20 protein-coding genes are annotated in these 15,298 nt (G+C 67.4%); 8 read left to right on the forward strand and 12 right to left on the reverse strand.

Annotated elements, in window-relative coordinates; translation table 11 throughout:
- Position 1: 1 nt before the first annotated feature.
- The 3 genes from ACIA5C_RS20865 to ACIA5C_RS20875 form a co-directional block, all read right to left on the reverse strand.
- On the reverse strand, positions 2-1,090 hold the full coding sequence (locus tag ACIA5C_RS20865) for a cytochrome c oxidase assembly protein (RefSeq protein WP_396056914.1): 1,089 nt from the start codon (positions 1,088-1,090) through the stop codon (positions 2-4).
- Positions 1,091-1,122: 32 nt separating this feature from the next.
- Entirely contained in the window at positions 1,123-1,317 is a 195-nt protein-coding gene (locus tag ACIA5C_RS20870; protein ID WP_396056916.1) for a hypothetical protein, read from the reverse strand.
- A gap of 220 nt (positions 1,318-1,537) precedes the next feature.
- Entirely contained in the window at positions 1,538-2,290 is a 753-nt protein-coding gene (locus tag ACIA5C_RS20875) for a DsbA family protein (RefSeq protein WP_396056918.1), read from the reverse strand.
- A 256-nt stretch (positions 2,291-2,546) separates the two neighbouring features.
- Between ACIA5C_RS20875 and ACIA5C_RS20880 the strand changes: the two genes are divergently transcribed.
- The 3 genes from ACIA5C_RS20880 to ACIA5C_RS20890 all read left to right on the forward strand — a co-directional run bounded on the left by ACIA5C_RS20880 (position 2,547) and on the right by ACIA5C_RS20890 (position 3,715).
- Positions 2,547-2,831: a hypothetical protein gene (locus ACIA5C_RS20880; RefSeq protein WP_396056920.1), complete on the forward strand. Its 285-nt coding sequence runs from the start codon at positions 2,547-2,549 to the stop codon at positions 2,829-2,831.
- Positions 2,822-3,301 (forward strand): nitroreductase family deazaflavin-dependent oxidoreductase, encoded by a 480-nt coding sequence (locus ACIA5C_RS20885; protein WP_396056922.1) that lies wholly within the window; start codon positions 2,822-2,824, stop codon positions 3,299-3,301. Before ACIA5C_RS20880 ends, ACIA5C_RS20885 begins: the two co-directional genes overlap by 10 nt.
- A gap of 141 nt (positions 3,302-3,442) precedes the next feature.
- Entirely contained in the window at positions 3,443-3,715 is a 273-nt protein-coding gene (locus ACIA5C_RS20890) for a BON domain-containing protein (protein WP_396056924.1), read from the forward strand.
- A gap of 96 nt (positions 3,716-3,811) precedes the next feature.
- Here the strand turns inward: ACIA5C_RS20890 and ACIA5C_RS20895 are convergent, their stop codons facing one another.
- Positions 3,812-5,287: a potassium/proton antiporter gene (locus ACIA5C_RS20895; protein ID WP_396056926.1), complete on the reverse strand. Its 1,476-nt coding sequence runs from the start codon at positions 5,285-5,287 to the stop codon at positions 3,812-3,814.
- A 452-nt stretch (positions 5,288-5,739) separates the two neighbouring features.
- Between ACIA5C_RS20895 and ACIA5C_RS20900 the strand changes: the two genes are divergently transcribed.
- The gene (locus ACIA5C_RS20900; RefSeq protein WP_396056928.1) at positions 5,740-6,147 is read left to right on the forward strand and encodes a response regulator; all 408 of its coding nucleotides are present in this window, start codon (positions 5,740-5,742) and stop codon (positions 6,145-6,147) included.
- Between the two features lie 31 nt (positions 6,148-6,178).
- Here ACIA5C_RS20900 and ACIA5C_RS20905 read toward each other — a convergent pair whose 3' ends face one another.
- On the reverse strand, positions 6,179-6,328 hold the full coding sequence (locus ACIA5C_RS20905) for a hypothetical protein (protein ID WP_396056930.1): 150 nt from the start codon (positions 6,326-6,328) through the stop codon (positions 6,179-6,181).
- A 109-nt stretch (positions 6,329-6,437) separates the two neighbouring features.
- Between ACIA5C_RS20905 and ACIA5C_RS20910 the strand changes: the two genes are divergently transcribed.
- Together ACIA5C_RS20910 and ACIA5C_RS20915 are read left to right on the forward strand one after the other, a co-directional pair.
- Positions 6,438-6,866 carry an SPW repeat protein gene (locus tag ACIA5C_RS20910; protein WP_396056932.1) on the forward strand — a complete coding sequence of 143 codons (429 nt, stop codon included), beginning with the start codon at positions 6,438-6,440 and terminating at the stop codon, positions 6,864-6,866.
- Positions 6,867-7,153: 287 nt separating this feature from the next.
- On the forward strand, positions 7,154-7,540 hold the full coding sequence (locus ACIA5C_RS20915; protein ID WP_396056934.1) for an STAS domain-containing protein: 387 nt from the start codon (positions 7,154-7,156) through the stop codon (positions 7,538-7,540).
- A 54-nt stretch (positions 7,541-7,594) separates the two neighbouring features.
- Here the strand turns inward: ACIA5C_RS20915 and ACIA5C_RS20920 are convergent, their stop codons facing one another.
- From ACIA5C_RS20920 to ACIA5C_RS20945, 6 genes are all read right to left on the reverse strand, one after another.
- Entirely contained in the window at positions 7,595-8,698 is a 1,104-nt protein-coding gene (locus tag ACIA5C_RS20920) for an AI-2E family transporter (protein ID WP_396056936.1), read from the reverse strand.
- Positions 8,699-8,899: 201 nt separating this feature from the next.
- Complete coding sequence (locus ACIA5C_RS20925) at positions 8,900-10,267, reverse strand: DUF2254 domain-containing protein (protein ID WP_396056938.1); 1,368 nt, start codon at positions 10,265-10,267, stop codon at positions 8,900-8,902.
- A gap of 163 nt (positions 10,268-10,430) precedes the next feature.
- A complete protein-coding gene (locus ACIA5C_RS20930) occupies positions 10,431-10,742 on the reverse strand; it encodes a BON domain-containing protein (RefSeq protein ID WP_396056940.1) in 312 nt (103 codons plus the stop codon).
- A gap of 186 nt (positions 10,743-10,928) precedes the next feature.
- Positions 10,929-11,486: a general stress protein gene (locus ACIA5C_RS20935; RefSeq protein WP_396056942.1), complete on the reverse strand. Its 558-nt coding sequence runs from the start codon at positions 11,484-11,486 to the stop codon at positions 10,929-10,931.
- Positions 11,487-11,760: 274 nt separating this feature from the next.
- A complete protein-coding gene (locus tag ACIA5C_RS20940; RefSeq protein WP_396056945.1) occupies positions 11,761-12,141 on the reverse strand; it encodes a hypothetical protein in 381 nt (126 codons plus the stop codon).
- Between the two features lie 221 nt (positions 12,142-12,362).
- Positions 12,363-12,485, reverse strand: a complete 123-nt coding sequence (locus ACIA5C_RS20945; RefSeq protein WP_396056947.1) for a hypothetical protein — start codon at positions 12,483-12,485, stop codon at positions 12,363-12,365.
- 74 nt (positions 12,486-12,559) lie between these two features.
- Here ACIA5C_RS20945 and ACIA5C_RS20950 point away from each other — a divergent pair, with 74 nt between their 5' ends.
- Positions 12,560-13,072, forward strand: coding sequence for a hemerythrin domain-containing protein (locus tag ACIA5C_RS20950; RefSeq protein WP_396056949.1), 513 nt, complete (start codon positions 12,560-12,562; stop codon positions 13,070-13,072).
- 479 nt (positions 13,073-13,551) lie between these two features.
- Positions 13,552-14,388, forward strand: coding sequence for a nucleotidyltransferase domain-containing protein (locus tag ACIA5C_RS20955; RefSeq protein WP_396056951.1), 837 nt, complete (start codon positions 13,552-13,554; stop codon positions 14,386-14,388).
- Between the two features lie 279 nt (positions 14,389-14,667).
- Here ACIA5C_RS20955 and ACIA5C_RS20960 read toward each other — a convergent pair whose 3' ends face one another.
- Positions 14,668-15,189 carry a helix-turn-helix domain-containing protein gene (locus ACIA5C_RS20960; RefSeq protein ID WP_396056953.1) on the reverse strand — a complete coding sequence of 174 codons (522 nt, stop codon included), beginning with the start codon at positions 15,187-15,189 and terminating at the stop codon, positions 14,668-14,670.
- Between the last annotated feature and the right edge of the window lie 109 nt (positions 15,190-15,298).

Below are 15,298 nucleotides of genomic sequence, written 5' to 3' on the forward strand. Positions count from 1 at the left end.
GTCATTCTCCCTCGTCGTCGCCGTCTTTGCACGCCGAGTTACGTGTAGTATTGAACTTATCTATACTTAGCTGAAAGCGACTCTCGTTCAACTGCAGCGGCTTGCCGGGAAAAGTAAGTGCATTATTACACCTTTCCGGGCGCGCATGCTCGCGGGTGGCAGCGCGGCCTCGGCCAGGCTCAGAGGGTGCCCCGAGGGTCAGAAGCAGCGGTACGAGCATCCCGACCAGCACGTGGTCGACCGCCTCGACGCTGAACATGGCCGCCCCGTAGCGGCCCAAGCCGGACGATGTCGCGAAGAGCAGCACGGTGCACCCGGCCAGCCAGACCGCCGTACGGTGCCACGGCCAGCGCTCGCCGAGGCGGCGCACGCCGGCCAGGTACGCTCCGGCCAACACCACGCACAGCGGCGCGAACAGCAGGTCGAGGCGCCAGTCGAACAGCAGCCGCAGCGCCGTCGGCGGGGCGCCCACGTTGTACCCGATGATCGTCTCGTCGGCGCTGACCACATCGAGCAGGAACTTCGGAGCCGGCAGATCGGTGAGTGCCGCCGAGAATCCGAAAGCGGCGATCAGCGCACCGAGTTCGGCCGTGAGCAACCGGCGGGACGGCGCCTCGTCGTGAAGCATGCGGCGGCGCAGCCGGTGCGACAGCCGGCCGAGCCCGGCCAGCAGCACGATCTTCACGAGCAGAACCGCTCCGTACCAGGTGGTGAAGATGCTCGACCCGGGCGCCAGGAGCGCGCCGTCGATCAGGCCGGAGTAGGCGACGACCCACCAGCATCCGATCGACAGCCGGCGGTAGCGGCGCAGGGCGAAGTCCCGGTCGGCGCCGAGGCCGCGGGACCGCAGCAAGGCGACCAGCGTTCCCAGCCAGATCACCGCGGCCGGAATATGCAGGGCGATCGCCGCGGTCGCAACGTCGTGGTTGTTGTCGGAGGAGGACTGACCGGCGGTGATGATCGGTAGGGTGGCGAACACCGCGAGCCCGGCGAGCAACGGAGTCGTGCGCCACTGCAGCGTCCGGTGGCAGCTCACGGCAAGGACCGCGGTGAGGGCGGCGGTGGTCAGCCAGGACTTCGAGCTCTGCAACGCACCGGTCGCCTCGGACAGCGCCGGCCAGCTCAGCAGGCGGCGAACACCAGAGCGCCGATGCAGACGGTGGCGGCGGCATCGACCACCAGCCGGATCAGGGGCGCCCCGATGCGCACCACGACGCCCGGGTCGTGGATGTCGAGCGACGCGTACGGGACGGCGCCGGACAGCAGACTCACGACGACGACGGCCGCGGCGCCGGCGCCGGCGCCGTACCACATCACCGCGCGCGTCCAGCTCCGCTCGGCGTTCCTGATCGGAACCGAACCTCGCGAGCCGCCCTGATGGCGTCGTTCTTCGTCCGCGTGCCTTCCGATGTTGCCTGCCACTGATCCTCGTCTCCGCTTCGGTCCTCGTTCTTGATCCGGGCTCGAGCACCGGGTGACCTTGGCCGTGCGAGACGGCCGTTCAACGGTGTGAGGTGGCGGTTCCGGAGTTCACGTCCTATGAGGCGGCCTGCGTCACCGCCTGGGTGAGCAGCTGTGGCGTCGGCACACCTTCGTTGGGCCCCCGCAACTGCTTGCCGTTGACGACGACGGTCGGCGTGCCGGTGAATCCGCGCCTGGTGAACTGGTTGGTGACGGTGGTGACCCAGGGGTCGTAGGTGTGCTTGGAGACCGCGTCGGTGAAGGTGTCGCCGGTCAGGCCGACCGATTTGCCGAGGTCGATCAGTTTGGCGTCGGTCAGGCCGTTGCTGCCTTCGGCGGGCTGGTTGGCGTAGAGGACGTCGTGGTACTCGACGAATTTGCCCTCGACCCCCGCGGCCGCGGCCGCACCCGCGGCCCGGGTCGAGTATTTGGTGCCGTTGGAGCTGCGGTCGAGGATCGAAACGGTGTGATACCGCATGGTGATCTTGTGCTGTTGGACCAGCTGCTTGATCGTCGCGCCGGTCTGGTTCTCGAACTCATGGCAGATCGGGCACATGAAGTCTTCGTAGAGGTCGACGGTGACCGGGCCGTCGCCGACCTTCCAGGCGGTGCCGTCGTCGACCACGCCGGGTGGCACGGTGAGCTTGCTCGCGGTCGCCTTGTCCTGCTGCGCCAGCACGGTCCAGCCGATCAGCCCCGCCGCGACCAGCACGACCACCACGGCGATCGAGGTCCAGATCGTCACCCGGCGGCGGCGCTCGGCGGCCTTCTGCTGCTCGACGATGCGCCGGGCGTTGTTGCGTTGCCGGGCGCGGTCACCCTTGCTCATCGCTCTCCTATCGGAAGTGCTCGTCGCCGCCGGGGTGCTCGACCGGTCGGCCGAACCGGCCCCACGCTGCCCTCGTCGACGGTCCGGTACCGCCCGAGGCCCTCCCCGCAATTTTAGGTGTACCTCAGCACCTTTCGGTATCAGTCGTTTCTGGCGCATTCGTTCAGGCCGACGGTATAGCGCCCGGGATAAACTCTGCGCGGACCGGTAGCGTCGCACCATCAAGTGCACTACTGCATCATTTGCGGAGGCCCCGATGACTAGCGAGGGGCGGCCGGCCGAGATACTGCTCGTGCAGGACGACGTCGCCGACGAACTGTTCCTGCGCGTCCAGAACCTGTCCGTGCAGGGCTACGTCCGCAAGCCCGTCGACTTCGACGCCTTGACCGAGATCGTCCGATCGCAGCGGGCGCTCGCTTTCAGGTGCGCCGCCGCCGTTGGCTCCGACGACCCGGTGGCTGCTGCCCGCCCCGGAGCGGCCGGCAGCCGCATTCGGCAGCGAGCCTCGTCCGGCAGTGAGAGGAGCAACCCATGGAGATGACCGACCGGCCCGGCCCGCCGACGGGACTCGCCCGGGTGCTGTGGCGACTGCCCATCCTGCTGTACCGATGCGGGCTGGGCCGGCTGCTCGGGCATCGCGTCATGCTGCTGACCCACATCGGCCGGTCCTCGGGACAGCCCCGTCACGCCGTCCTCGAAGTGGTCGAGCACGACCGGAGCGGCTACATTGCCGCCTCCGGCTTCGGGGCCCGGGCCGACTGGTACCGCAACGTCATCGCCGAGCCCGACGTCACCATTCAGATCGCCGCCCGGAAGCTGAATGTCACCGCCGCACCGCTCTCCGCCAAGCAGGGAGGCGAGGTGATGGCTCGGTACGCCGGAGAACGCCCGGCCGCCGCGCGCCGGCTGTGCGGACTCATGGGTTTCCGCGTCGACGGCGGTGTCGAGGACTACCGCGAAGTCGGCGAGCAGGTCCCGTTTGTTCGGTTCACGATTCGCGGCGAGGGCTGAACGGCGCGCTACCGCCCTGACCAGGAGTTCAACCCGGGCGGCTGAGACCGTCACGCAACTGTCATGTCGCTGCAGAGCCACCGCCACATCACCCGGTGATGGTGTGCACGGACGCATGACGGGTGCGATGAGGAGAAGTTAATGCCGGACGGCCCGGACGACGACTTCCCGGACGACGGGCAGGACGCCGACGAGCAGCTGGTCGACCTGGCGGCGCAGGCCCTGCAGGGAGACCCCCGCGTGTACGGCCGTTACCTGCACGTCATGGTGCAGAACAGCGTGGTCATTCTCGTCGGGGAGGTCGGTTCCCCCGAGGCGAAGGCCGCCGCGGGCAGGCGAGCCTGGGCGGTTCCCGGTGTATACGACGTCTGCAACCGCCTCACCGTATCGGCGGCCGGCGACGACGCCTGGTGACGGTCGCATCGAGCCTCAGCCGCGTCGACCCGGAGGGGTGACTGCAATGCCGAGGTGGAGTGGGCGGTAGCCAGTTGGTGCGCTGTCTCGCGGCGTTCAGCGGTCGGACGCGGCGGTGAAGATGGCTCCGGGGTCACCGCTGGTGCCGTCGGTGTCAGCGAGCGCGAGGATCTCGTCGCCGGCTTGCAGGACGGTGTCGTGGGCGACCTGGACAAGGCGGCCATCGCGGTTGATCATGCTGATCCAGAGGTTCTCACCCACGGGCAGGTCGGCGATGGTGCTGCCGTCGGCGGTCGATCCGGTGGCGACTCGGTAGCGGCGCAGACCGGTGGGTTCCTCGCGGAACCGCATGCCCAGCGCCCACGGTTCCAGTTCGGTGCTGCGCATGGGTACCTTCGCCCACTTCGCCACCGTGGGTGCGAGGCCGCCTTGCACCACGACGGAGAAGGTGACGACGATGAAGACGATCTCGTAGATGCGCTGGGCGCCGGGGATGCCGGCGGTGAACGCGAAGGTGCCCAGCAGGATCGGTACGGCGCCCTTGAGACCGGCCCACAGCACGAAGATCCGTTCACCGGCGCGCAGCTTTACGGGCAGCGAGATGAGCCCGACCAGCAGCGGCCGCACGAGCAGGGTGAGCACGACGGCGATGATCAGGCCGGGCCACAGGGCGTCGACTTTGGGCAGGTCGCGAAGGGAGACGGTGAGGCCGAGGACCACGAACGCGACAACCTCGGCGAGGCTGGCCACGGCGCTGTGGAACCGTTCGACCTCCCGCTTGTACGGAGCATTCGCGTCGCCGACGAAGATGCCGGCGACGAACACGGCCAGGAAGCCGGAGCCTGTGCACACGGTGGCCAGGCCGTAGACGGCCCCGGCGAACGCCACGGTCCGGATCGGGTAGAGCGCTTCGCTGGGCAGGGGCATGCGCCGCATCAGGCGCAGCAGCAGCCAGCCCCCCACGCCGCCGACCACCCCGCCGATCGCCATCTGCCGGAGGAATTCGACCAGCCCGTGGCCTACGGCGGCGCCCCCGGTGAGTCCCGCGGTGCCGACCAGGACCGCCATCAGGGCGATGCCGACGGGATCGTTGGCGCCGGCTTCGCCCTCGAGCAGCACGCCGGAGCGACCGACGATTTCCCGGCGGCCGAGGACGGAGAACACCACGGCCGGGTCGGTGGGGGACAGGGCGGTCCCCAGCAGGAGGGCCACCTGCCAACCGAATCCGAGGGCGACGTGGGCGACCGTGGCGATGCCGGCCGCGGTGACGGCGGTGCCGGCCACACCGATCCAGAGCACGGCGCCGGCGTTCGGTCGCAGGTGACGCCACCCGATGCCCATGCCGCCGTCGAACAGGATCATGATGAGGGCGACCGTGACCACGTTCTGCACGGTCTGCACCCGCATCGACGCGAGCGTGGGGAACAGATCGGAGGCGATGGCGGCGCCGACCAGGAACAACGCCGGCGCCGGAATGCGAATGCGATCACTGATCCGGTTGGACAGGATCGCCGCCACGACCGCCAGCGATACGCCGAGCACGACCCAGCCGAAAGACTCCACACCTTCCACTCGATCAGGCTATCCAGCCCGGCCGAAAGTATGCGTCGGAAGGGTCACGCCGATGCTTCGATCCGGGCGTTCCGGCGGTCGTGAAAGCTGAGTTCTGCGCCATCGTCCGATCGCCGCCTCGGAGCCGGAACATCGCCACCGCCAGATCGGCGAAGACCGGAAGGCGTCGTCCAGATGCATCGTTTGCGGCACCGTAAGCGGCAACCGGCGACGATCGGTCGAATGTCATCGAATCGTCATGGGTTCGTGTGCGGTTCGCCGAGAAGCCGAATTCCCGGCCGATTTGCACCGTCAGATGGGACTCCGTTTTGCGGAAACGCGGTTATTGCCCGACTTCTGCGGAGAGATAATTGCGGTATTCGGTGCCCGGCAGCCGTTCCGCGTCCGGGCATCGAGCGCCCGAAACGGTCCGGTTTCGGTACGGTCCGACGATTCCGCACCACTGAAGGGGGATGGCCGAGTTGGCGAGCGTGGTGTTGGCGGAAGACGACGACGACATTCGGGAGATCGCCGTACGGGTGTTGCGCCGGGCCGGTCACACGGTTGCGTCGGCCGCCGACGGGGCCGAGGCGCTGCGGCTGGCCCACCGGAGTCGTCCCGACATCGTCGTGTCGGACATCGACATGCCGTTGATGTCCGGGGTGGATCTCTGCGCGGCGATCCGGGCCGATCCGGGTTTGCGAGACGTTCCCGTGGTGCTCGTCAGTGGGAGCCTGATGCCCGGCGATGAACGTCCGGAACAGGCGCACGCCACGGCGATGGTCGTCAAACCGTTCGTGATCGCCGACTTGCTCGCCTGCGTGGACAAGGCCCTGCAGTGCGGTCACGAGGACGGCCGGCCCCCGTTTGCGTGCCCGTAGCGCTGCGGCCCTGGACAGCTTCCGCCTGCTGTCAGCGTTGCGGGAGGTCGCGGCGGTGGAAGCCGTTGAATCCGGCCAGCAACAGGCCGATGCTGATGCCGCCGAGTACGGCCAGGCTGCCCGCGTCGACAGTTCCCAGCGGCGGATTCCCGGCATGTGTGGTCGGAGCGATGTCGAGCATCCACGACGCCAGGTGCAGGCCCGGCCCGAGAAGGGCGATGAACGTTGTCGCGGCGAAGTCCGTTGCCCGGGTATGTCGGCAGCACCGTAAGCGTCAGGGAGGTAGGGAAATGAACACGATGACGGGAGCCGACGTGCGGGGACGCGAATCGGTCACTGAGCGAACCGTGCCCGTGCGCCCGGGGATGCTGCGAGACGGGCTTCTGCTGCTGGCCGGGCTGTGGCTGGCGATCTCGCCGTGGGTGCTGGACTTCGACGTCTGGGCGCCGCGTCTGCGTGTCAGCAACCTGGTGTTCGGCGCCGCGATCGCGGTCGTCGGGGTGGGGCTGACGCTGGCGCCCGAGCGTGTGTCTCTCTTGAGCTGGGCGATAGCGTCAGCGGGTGGTTGGGTGGTGGTGTCCCAGTGGATCATTCTGCGGTGGGCGGCGACGAGCGGCGTCATTCTGAACAACGTGATCACGGGCGCGTTGATTTTCTGCCTCGGGGCGGCGTCCGCGTCCGTTTTCAGCGGGAAGCCGTTCCTCGGTGACGACGCCTGACGGCTCGAACCCGCGACCGAAAGCCTCCCGGTCAACCCGAGGCTGTCGCTGACACGGCTGGGCGGCAGTACCGCGGTGCCCGGCCGAAGCCGGCTCGCGGCTCCTCGCCCCCTTGATCACGGTCATCAGCTTGTCATCTCCGCGAGTGGTGGCCGCCACAGGCGGCTACCACTCTGTAGGGACGGACAACGGTCGGCCAGGCGGAATCTGGGCGCGAATGCAGTGACGATCCTGGCCGGGTCAGCTTCGACCGAGAAGACGTGGAGGAGACGGCTATGAAATCGGCTGTGGACACCGTTCCGGATCTGGTCGTGGACACCGGGACCGGCCAGGTGGTAGTCCCGGCGGTGCGGGCCGAACACACCACGGTGGTAGAACTGCACGGTGATATCGACATGGAGACCCTGCAACCGTTGCGGGACTGTGTCCTGGCCGGAATTGAGGAGAACAACGACGTCGTAGTCGATCTCACGGACGTAGCCTTGATCGATTGCGCGTCGCTCGGTGCGCTCGTGCAGGCGGACCGTCTGGCCGAGCGCCGGGGCCGGAACCTGAGTCTGCTGGCGCCGTCGGCTATGACACGGCGAACGCTGGCCGGTGCCGGCCTCAGCAAGACCTTCCGGGTGATTCAGGGCCGCTCCACATCGGTCTCCGGGGCGTATCGAGGTGGCTGATGACCTCAGGACCGCGTAGCAGCGATGTGGGCCCGGTTGCCCGAGGCCGGCCGTCTACGGGTTCGGCGTACGGTCGCAATCCCCGTCCACGCCGTCGTCGGCGGGAACGCGCGCGGATTCGCTGGCGGGCTGTGGCTTGGGACGAGCTTTCAATCCGGCGTGTACGGCTGCGGTCAGTGGCACCGCGAGGATAGCGCCGGCGACGCCCCACAACAGGGTCCCGGCGGTAAGTGCGGCGACCACCGCGAGCGCGTTGAGTTCGACGTACCGGCCGATGAGGAAGGGCTGCAGGACGTGGGCCTCGAATTGATTCAGGCCGAGAAGGACACCGAGCAGGATTACCGCGGCGACCCAGCCGTGGGAGGCGAAGGCGACCAGGACGGCGAAGCCGCCGAAGACGAGTCCGCCGACGATGGGAATGAAGCTGCCGAGGAACACCAGTGCGCCCAGTGGTATGGCAAGCGGGACACCCATGATGAAGGCGGTGGTGGCGACGACCGTACCGTGGAACAAGGCGACCAGGGCGGTGCCTCGCATCCAGCCGCCCAGGGTGTGCCAGATGATCGGACCGGTCTGCCGGGCCCCGGCGCGTGCCCGGCGTGGTAGCAGACCGACGAGCCAATGCCAGACCGTGTCGCCTCGCGCGAGCAGGTAGAGGCTGACGAAGACGGCGATGAACAACCCGACGAGGGTCTCGGTCGCCGTGACCAGTCCGGTCCACGCCGGCCCGGCGAGGTTCTCGGCTTGTTGCTGGAGAGCGTTGATGGCGTTGTCGCGCAGAGCGCTGAGCTGTTGGTTGCTGATGGACAGGTCGGACAGTGCGTTTTCCGCGCTGGCCAGCAGCGAGGGCCCTTGGCCGACGATCTGGTAGACGACCCAGGTGCCTACGCCACCGACGACTGCCAGACCGGCCAGTCCCGCGATCAGCGCGGCCAGCGCCCGGGGCAGACGATGGCGCCGGAGCAGGGCCACGAGTGGGGAGGCGAGTGCGGCCAACAGGATGCCGGCACTGAACGGCAAGGTGATGAGGTAGAGCCGCTTCGCGGCCTGCAGCAGCACCCACGCCCCGGCGGCCAGAACCAGGGCGCGCCACACCCAGCCGGCCGCATCGACCAACTGCGCCGGCGGCGGAGATCGGCGTGCGCTTTCATTGGACACCGCACCCTCCAACCGAAACTCATTTCCGGGAAACCGGACGATGGACCGCCTCGATGACGTGTCCCGGCCGCCGGGAGGCGGCGAGCGTCCATGTGGGGTGCGCCTTCCCCGTCTCACGACTTCTATAGCCCGGGCGCTCCCGTTTTTGCCCAGGCGATTGGGACCAGACGACGACGCGGCCTGCAGCCCGAGGAGGAGCCACTACGGTGCCGACACCGGCCATCGGCCGATGAGGGCGTTGCGTACGGCGCGGAGCTGATCGTGAAGCAGCCCGCGTTCGGTGTCGTCGAAGTCCTGCCGGTCGACGGTGTCGGACAGGCGTTGCACCTGCCGGGTTATCGCGAGGTGGTGGGCCGGCCGGGTACTGACCCAGGCGACCTCTCGGAGCAGAGTGGCGATGCGGGACAGCACCTCCGGGTCGCCCGCGCCGAAGCGGCGGGGCTGGGTGACGCCGAGGTCAAGCAGCTGATCGAACTCCGGCCGCCGCAGGACGACACGCACCTGTCCTTCCTTGTCACGCAGAAGCTCGTCGCTGAAATCCTTTTGTGCCGCTTCGCACAGCAGGGCAGAGATGTGGCCGAGGGCATGTACGGCTGTTGTCGGATCGTTGATACCGGGGGAGAGGGCCTTGGAGGTGACGTCAACCAGTTGGCGCAGCCCGAACGCGACATCCTGCACCGGCGTGCGCTCGAACTTGGTATTGACGGCATCGGCGACCCGGTCCTGCACTGCGGCGCGGATGTCCTCGGCGAGAGCGCCGTCTTTCTGCTTCCGCCATACCGCGGCGATGGGCGTGCCGGCGATCAGAGAATCGCCGGGCAGCCGGTCGAAGTGGATCACGACATCCGCGCTGATCGCCGCCGACAGCAGCGCGGCGCTGTCGACCGCGGCCAGGAAGCCTGAGGAGGGTGCGCACAACAGGGCGGCGTCCGTGGGCACTTCCACGCGTTGGCCGACGGTGGAGTCTCGCCCGTCCGAGCCGGTGAGAAGGCGGCGCATGGTGGTCAGGGTTTCGGCGTGGACCTCCCGGAGCATCGATTCAACGCGGATCTGCCGCGCCAGATGGGCCAGGAACGCCACCAGCGTCACGACGCTCAGCACCGTCAGCGCGAACGCGATCGTGACCGCCAGCTGAGGTACGAAGGCGGCCTGGTCGGACAGGGACGCGCGCACGGTGCGCAGCACGGTCAGCGCGTAGACGAAGGTCGCCAGCAACACGCCGAGGCTGAGATGCACCAGCCGGTCGCGGGTGAAGGTGCGCAGCAACCGTGGTGAGAACTGGCTGCTGGCGAGCTGCAATGTCACCACGGTGAGGGAGAAGGTCAGAGAGGTGGCAGTGACCAGCGAACTCGCCACCGCGGACAGGACTGAGCGGGCGGCTTCCGGTCCACCGTTGAACAGGTACGCGGTTACGACCGGCGGCAGCGCGTCGTCGACGTGGGCGTCCACGCGGGGCATGACGACTCCCAGCGCGACGGCGGCCACGACAGCGATCGCCGGCACTGGCCACAACTCGGTCCGCAAGGCGTCGCCGATCGTGGTCCGCCATCGGTTCGCTGCAGTCTTCATGCCCCTGATACCGCCCCGCATGGGCTCCCGGCAAGCGTCGCCCGGCTGGCCGCGTGCCGTGAGTGACCAGGCCGTGAAGGGCGGATCCGCTCGCTGAGCAACCTCAACGCCCCGGGTCCATGACAGCCGGATGACAGCCCGCGCGGGCTCAGCGCTTCCGTGGTCACGTGTTCTTCACAACGAGCGCGTCGCAGACATCCCTTACCCCTGAGACGCCCGCCGCCGCCGCCGCCGCGGCGATCCGCACACCGTCAGAGTCGACGGTGCCTTCCAGGATCACGACACCGTTCTGCACTGTGAGCTCGACGGTTCCGCCGGTCACCTTCGGATCATCGAAGAGCGCCTGCACGACGGCGTTGGTCAGGCGTTGATCGGCGGTCAGGTCCCGCTCCGGCCGGGCAGCCGGATGATCACCGGCCGGACGCCCCAGCAGGGGCGTTAGGTCGTACCACTCCGGATGCATCCACGAATACATACGACACCTCCACTTTCGTCGGCTGGACAGACGCTGATGACACCAGACTCCCCGTCGTTCATGGCAGTGTCTTGGCGAGCACATCACAGCTGCGTGACTGAAGGAAGGCAGCGGCTTGGGCTGCATTCCTCCAGCGCAAGGTTCTTCCGGATCGGCCTGCCTACTCGGATCGGGCCGTACCGGCAATCACCTCGCGTTATCGTGCCGGCTCGCCGAAACGTCGTCCGGCAGTGGTGCCGAGGAAACCGAGCGCAGGATCCGCACCGCGTCGTCAGCGACATCCGCGTCGACCAGGACCTCGTACTGCTGCGCCCGCACGTCTGGCGGATAGGTGAACCAGCGGCGCCCACGAGTGATGACGTAGCCCAGCAGAGCCACCGTCGCGCCCAGCACGGCACCGACAATGCCCCCGTTCACGGCGCCCCATAGCGCCGAGAACTCGGGGGTCATCACCCCGAACAGCACCAGCAACCAACCCACCAGCGCGCCGACTATGATCCCGGAGACGCCGCCGCGGCCGGCGACATCGGCGGAGGACAACCGGCTCCGGCCCCGCTCCCGCGTCTGCAGGCCGCTGCCGACGATCGTCGTTCTTTCCACCGGAAAGCCGGCACCGTCCAATCGCGCTACCGTCTCCTGCGAGGATCGATGGTCGCTGTGGCTCGCGACGACTCGTTGCGCGACACCGACCTGAGCGACCCTGACCACGGCCGGAGCGGTGTCTGAGGTTGACTTGTGCACCATCTCTACCCCTCATTCTGGTCCGCGAGTCGTCCGTGCGGCGGCTCAGCGCTGTGAACAGTCGTACCGGCCGACAAAGCCGTTCATCGGCTTCTCCACCGGCCGGGAGCTTCGCAATTCATCGGGTCGTTGTCACGCTAGGAGGCTGATTGCACGGACGGTGGGCGAAAGATGCTCGCTTTGGTGACGGATCACCGGCGTGCCCGGCTCGCGAGGCCCTTGGTCGCCCGCTACTTCCAGGGGTTCGTCAGACGGCTGGACCATCGGTCCAGCGCGGTCAGTGAGTGGGCCGGATCGGGCTCACCGGGTTGGTGGCATCAGCTTGGAGGAGCGGCAGAAGTAATGTCAGCGCACGGTCGAACGCCGGAGTGTGCGAGACGCAGCCGTCCGTGGTGACGGTCCACGACGGCGTACCGATCAGATATTTGAACCCGTCGGCGCAGCGGATCGCGGTCGCGACGGAGCGAGGCTTCGACGGGGTGGCGTCGGCGAGCACCTGTTTCAGCGTGGCGAGCTGGCTGGCGTCGAGTGCCTTCGGCCTGCCGGTGACGCCGTCGTTCGAGACGGTGACCCATCCGTCGTCGGTGATGTGGAGGCGCGCATCCACGCCCGCAAGACCCCCGCGGCGGGCGAAGTCGAGGGGGAGAACCTCAACCACGGCGGGACGGGAGGCGCCGGGGTTGCTGGCCGAGGTCCTGGGCGCCTGGCCGGGTTCCGACCGGGCACAGCCGGACATCGAACAGAAGGCGACCACGATGGCCAAGGCTGCTGGAAGATTCCTGCGCATGGTGATGAGACGTCGACGTCGAACGGTCCGTTCCCGTCAGACGGGCGAGCTGATGACAGTGACGCCGACCCAGCTTGCCGGCACACCAGGGGTCACCGCGCCGGTTTCGGCACCGGTGTCCAGGTGCGGGCGAGGTTGGCGGCGGCCTCACCGAGCATCCGCCCGTTGAGCCTGATGGACAGACGGCGCGGGGTCAGGCGGGTGGCCAGGCGCATCGCCGGTCGGGAATGAAGGTCGCGGGTACGCCGGTCGCCTTTTGACGGCCGGAATGCGGGGTAGGGGCCAGGACATGGACATCACCGAACTCATCTTGTTCCAGCATCACGAGCAGCGGCGCACCTTCGCGCTGCTGGACGACGTTCCTCGCGATGATGCGGCTGCTCTCGGCGCCATCTGGAGCCGCCTCGAGGTGTTGCTGGAGGTTCATGCCGCAGCCGAGGAGAAGTTCTTCTATCCGAAACTGCTGACGATCGGTCGCGGGGCCGGCGACGCCGACAGCGCCCGCGATGAGACCGAGGACGCCGTCAAGGACCACAACGAGATCCGCGACGCCGTCCGGAAAGTGGCCGGCCTGGAGGTGGGCAGCGACGCCTGGTGGGAGCGGGTCACCGAGGCGCGGGTAGCCAACAGCGACCACATGGCGGAGGAAGAGCGCCAGGATCTGGCCGATTTCCGTCGACACGCCGACCTGCAGACCCGTCACGACATCGCACTGGCGTTCATCACCTATGAGAACGAGCATGCGTACGGGATCGCGCCGGTCGACAAGGACCCGGAATCCTACGTGCAAGAGCAGGCGTGAACCGCAGCGGCGAGCGCCCCGCGAGTCCTTCCAGAGTAGGTGAACCGGTGGTGGCTGTGCCCGGCCGCAGCCACTACCAGCACGTCCGGAGCCGGAATCGGACGGCGCGTGCCTGAGACAGGCGAGTCGGCCGTTACGCGCTGACCGGACTATTGGTCTGCGCGACGTGCGGCCGCCGGCGTCCGCATCGGCACTGGCTTGGCGTGAAACGCGAGGCGCGCGGTGCCGCGTCTGTGGCCGACAACTAGAGCGCGGTCGACATGAATGCCTGGATCGAATTGCTGGAGCCGCCGCGCCCAGCACCTCGTGCTGACCTCCCCGTCAATGCGAGTCAGGCTGTGACAGGTGTTGGCGAGCCGTCGGAGGCTTGATGATGGAGATCGGCCGGTGCTCGCTATGAGAGGCCCCGCCCGTCGCGCCGACGGCGGTTCTGCGCTTGGAGAGGCTTACCGATGGAGCGTCCGAGGGCGGTGAGCTTGGTGGAAGACATCCTCGAGCGTATCCATCAGGTGCACAGCGAGTGGCCGCTGAGCATCGTCCGCGAGATTCACGTCTTCGGGTCATTCGCCAGGGGTGCGCTACATCCGGGAGACGTCGACCTGTACGTCGACCTCGAGAAGCAGGACAAACGGTGGAAGTCGACGTTGCTCAACGCGCTGACCCGTGGCTACGACCCGCATCGAGTATTCCGGCAAGCGCTCGTCGGCCGCAAACGCGGCGCGCAATTCACGTTCGAGCCTCCCGACATAGCGGCGCCGGGCACGACGCTGTTGTGGCGCCGCGGCGAGAGCCGATCCACCGCGCTGGCTCGGCTACATGCGATCAAGGAAGACCCGCTCGCCGGGAGGGCTGAACGCGACGCGATGCTCCCGCAGTTCGAGGGCATGGACCACTGGCTGCCTCTCTACTGCCGAGAAAGTCTGATCGAAGCGATCGACCGCGAGGCCCTGCACGTAGAACGACTCGTCCTCGAAGACCGCGACATCACCCATCCCCGCGCCCTCGAACATCTGAAATGGCGATGGCCCTCGACGAGCCCGCTCTACCGGGCCGGACGCGCGGTGTTCGCCCACTTTCTCAGCCGTGGCGTCGACCCCACAGAGGTGCATCTGCACGGCCAAGACGTATGCGGCCCGGGAACGCCCTACTTCGTCGGCTTCCAGCTGCGTTACCTCGGAGCGGCGCAGCATTGCCTGACTGCCGACCGAGGCCGGGAGTGGATCGAGGTCGTACATCCCTCGCGTCGAGGTGACATCTACGCGCTGCGGCTGCTTCCTGATTCTCCGTCCAGGCTGGCGACGCTCGATTGGCTGTAGGACAGACCGAGCCGTCAGCCCGCCGTCAGCCCTCATGCTCGTGCGGGCGCGTGGCACCGACGGCTATCCAACATCTACCCGGCAGGTTACAGGTTCGAGAGCCGCATCCGAGTTTTGTCTCGGCGCGCGAGGTTGACCTGCTAACGCTTGCGGAAGTGATTCTGAAAAAGCGTGAATGCAGGATGCTTGACAAGCACTTGAGTGTTGCCTCGGAATTGCGCACTAAGGCCGGATGACATGAGGTTTCCTAAACCGTGTGTCGTCGCAATGAGGATTCTATCAACCATCCTCGGCCCTTTCGCGTTCCGTGATGTACGTCTCGACTGCCGATCTACGGAACCGTAAATATTTGCCAACACGGAACGCGGGAGGGCCCTCTCGGGCGGATCGCCACTTGCGAATAGTGCCTACCGGAACCCTGAGCATCTGTGCGACCTCATCAATGGTCAACAGCTCGTCCCGTGGTTGCGATCCGAGATTTTCTCGCCGCACGAGTATCGCCCTCCTTGTGTCGATATCGTGGCGTCCATACTGAGGCACTCCGCGCAGGTTCGTCTTCCGTATTTTTCCCGAAAGAGGCACGTTGCTTGGCGAGTCGGAGTCGACCCGTTGCTGGGCTGGCGTCAAGTCGTCGGGAGAGTGGCCACACGGGCACTCCGAAGGCTCACGTTGCTGAGAACCGGACGACCAAATTATCTCCCACGCTTCAAAAGCCAACGCCGCCGCTGTCAGCTGCCGTGCGGGATGCGTGAATGGAGCAGGCCCCGTTGTTGCCGAGTTCAACCTGTCATGGACCGACACTGCTCGTCAGGTGGCGACGGGATCTGTCACCTTCCCGAAGCAGGAGCCCAATGGTCTGCTAATCGGATGGAATCCGCGTCACCAGCTACAACGCGCGACCCATCCGCGC

This window comes from Actinoplanes sp. NPDC051343, assembly GCF_044455125.1.
Lineage (GTDB): Bacteria > Actinomycetota > Actinomycetes > Mycobacteriales > Micromonosporaceae > Actinoplanes.

Excerpts from the sequence above, each read along its gene's own strand:
- ACIA5C_RS20875 (WP_396056918.1), bottom strand. The coding sequence starts at position 2,290 with ATGAGCAAGGGTGACCGCGCCCGGCAACGCAACAACGCCCGGCGCATC.
- ACIA5C_RS20880 (WP_396056920.1), top strand. The coding sequence starts at position 2,547 with ATGACTAGCGAGGGGCGGCCGGCCGAGATACTGCTCGTGCAGGACGAC.
- ACIA5C_RS20885 (WP_396056922.1), top strand. The coding sequence starts at position 2,822 with ATGGAGATGACCGACCGGCCCGGCCCGCCGACGGGACTCGCCCGGGTG.
- ACIA5C_RS20890 (WP_396056924.1), top strand. The coding sequence starts at position 3,443 with ATGCCGGACGGCCCGGACGACGACTTCCCGGACGACGGGCAGGACGCC.
- ACIA5C_RS20900 (WP_396056928.1), top strand. The coding sequence starts at position 5,740 with ATGGCCGAGTTGGCGAGCGTGGTGTTGGCGGAAGACGACGACGACATT.
- ACIA5C_RS20905 (WP_396056930.1), bottom strand. The coding sequence starts at position 6,328 with ATGCTCGACATCGCTCCGACCACACATGCCGGGAATCCGCCGCTGGGA.
- ACIA5C_RS20910 (WP_396056932.1), top strand. The coding sequence starts at position 6,438 with ATGAACACGATGACGGGAGCCGACGTGCGGGGACGCGAATCGGTCACT.
- ACIA5C_RS20925 (WP_396056938.1), bottom strand. The coding sequence starts at position 10,267 with ATGAAGACTGCAGCGAACCGATGGCGGACCACGATCGGCGACGCCTTG.
- ACIA5C_RS20930 (WP_396056940.1), bottom strand. The coding sequence starts at position 10,742 with ATGTATTCGTGGATGCATCCGGAGTGGTACGACCTAACGCCCCTGCTG.
- ACIA5C_RS20935 (WP_396056942.1), bottom strand. The coding sequence starts at position 11,486 with ATGGTGCACAAGTCAACCTCAGACACCGCTCCGGCCGTGGTCAGGGTC.
- ACIA5C_RS20945 (WP_396056947.1), bottom strand. The coding sequence starts at position 12,485 with ATGCGCCTGGCCACCCGCCTGACCCCGCGCCGTCTGTCCATCAGGCTC.
- ACIA5C_RS20950 (WP_396056949.1), top strand. The coding sequence starts at position 12,560 with ATGGACATCACCGAACTCATCTTGTTCCAGCATCACGAGCAGCGGCGC.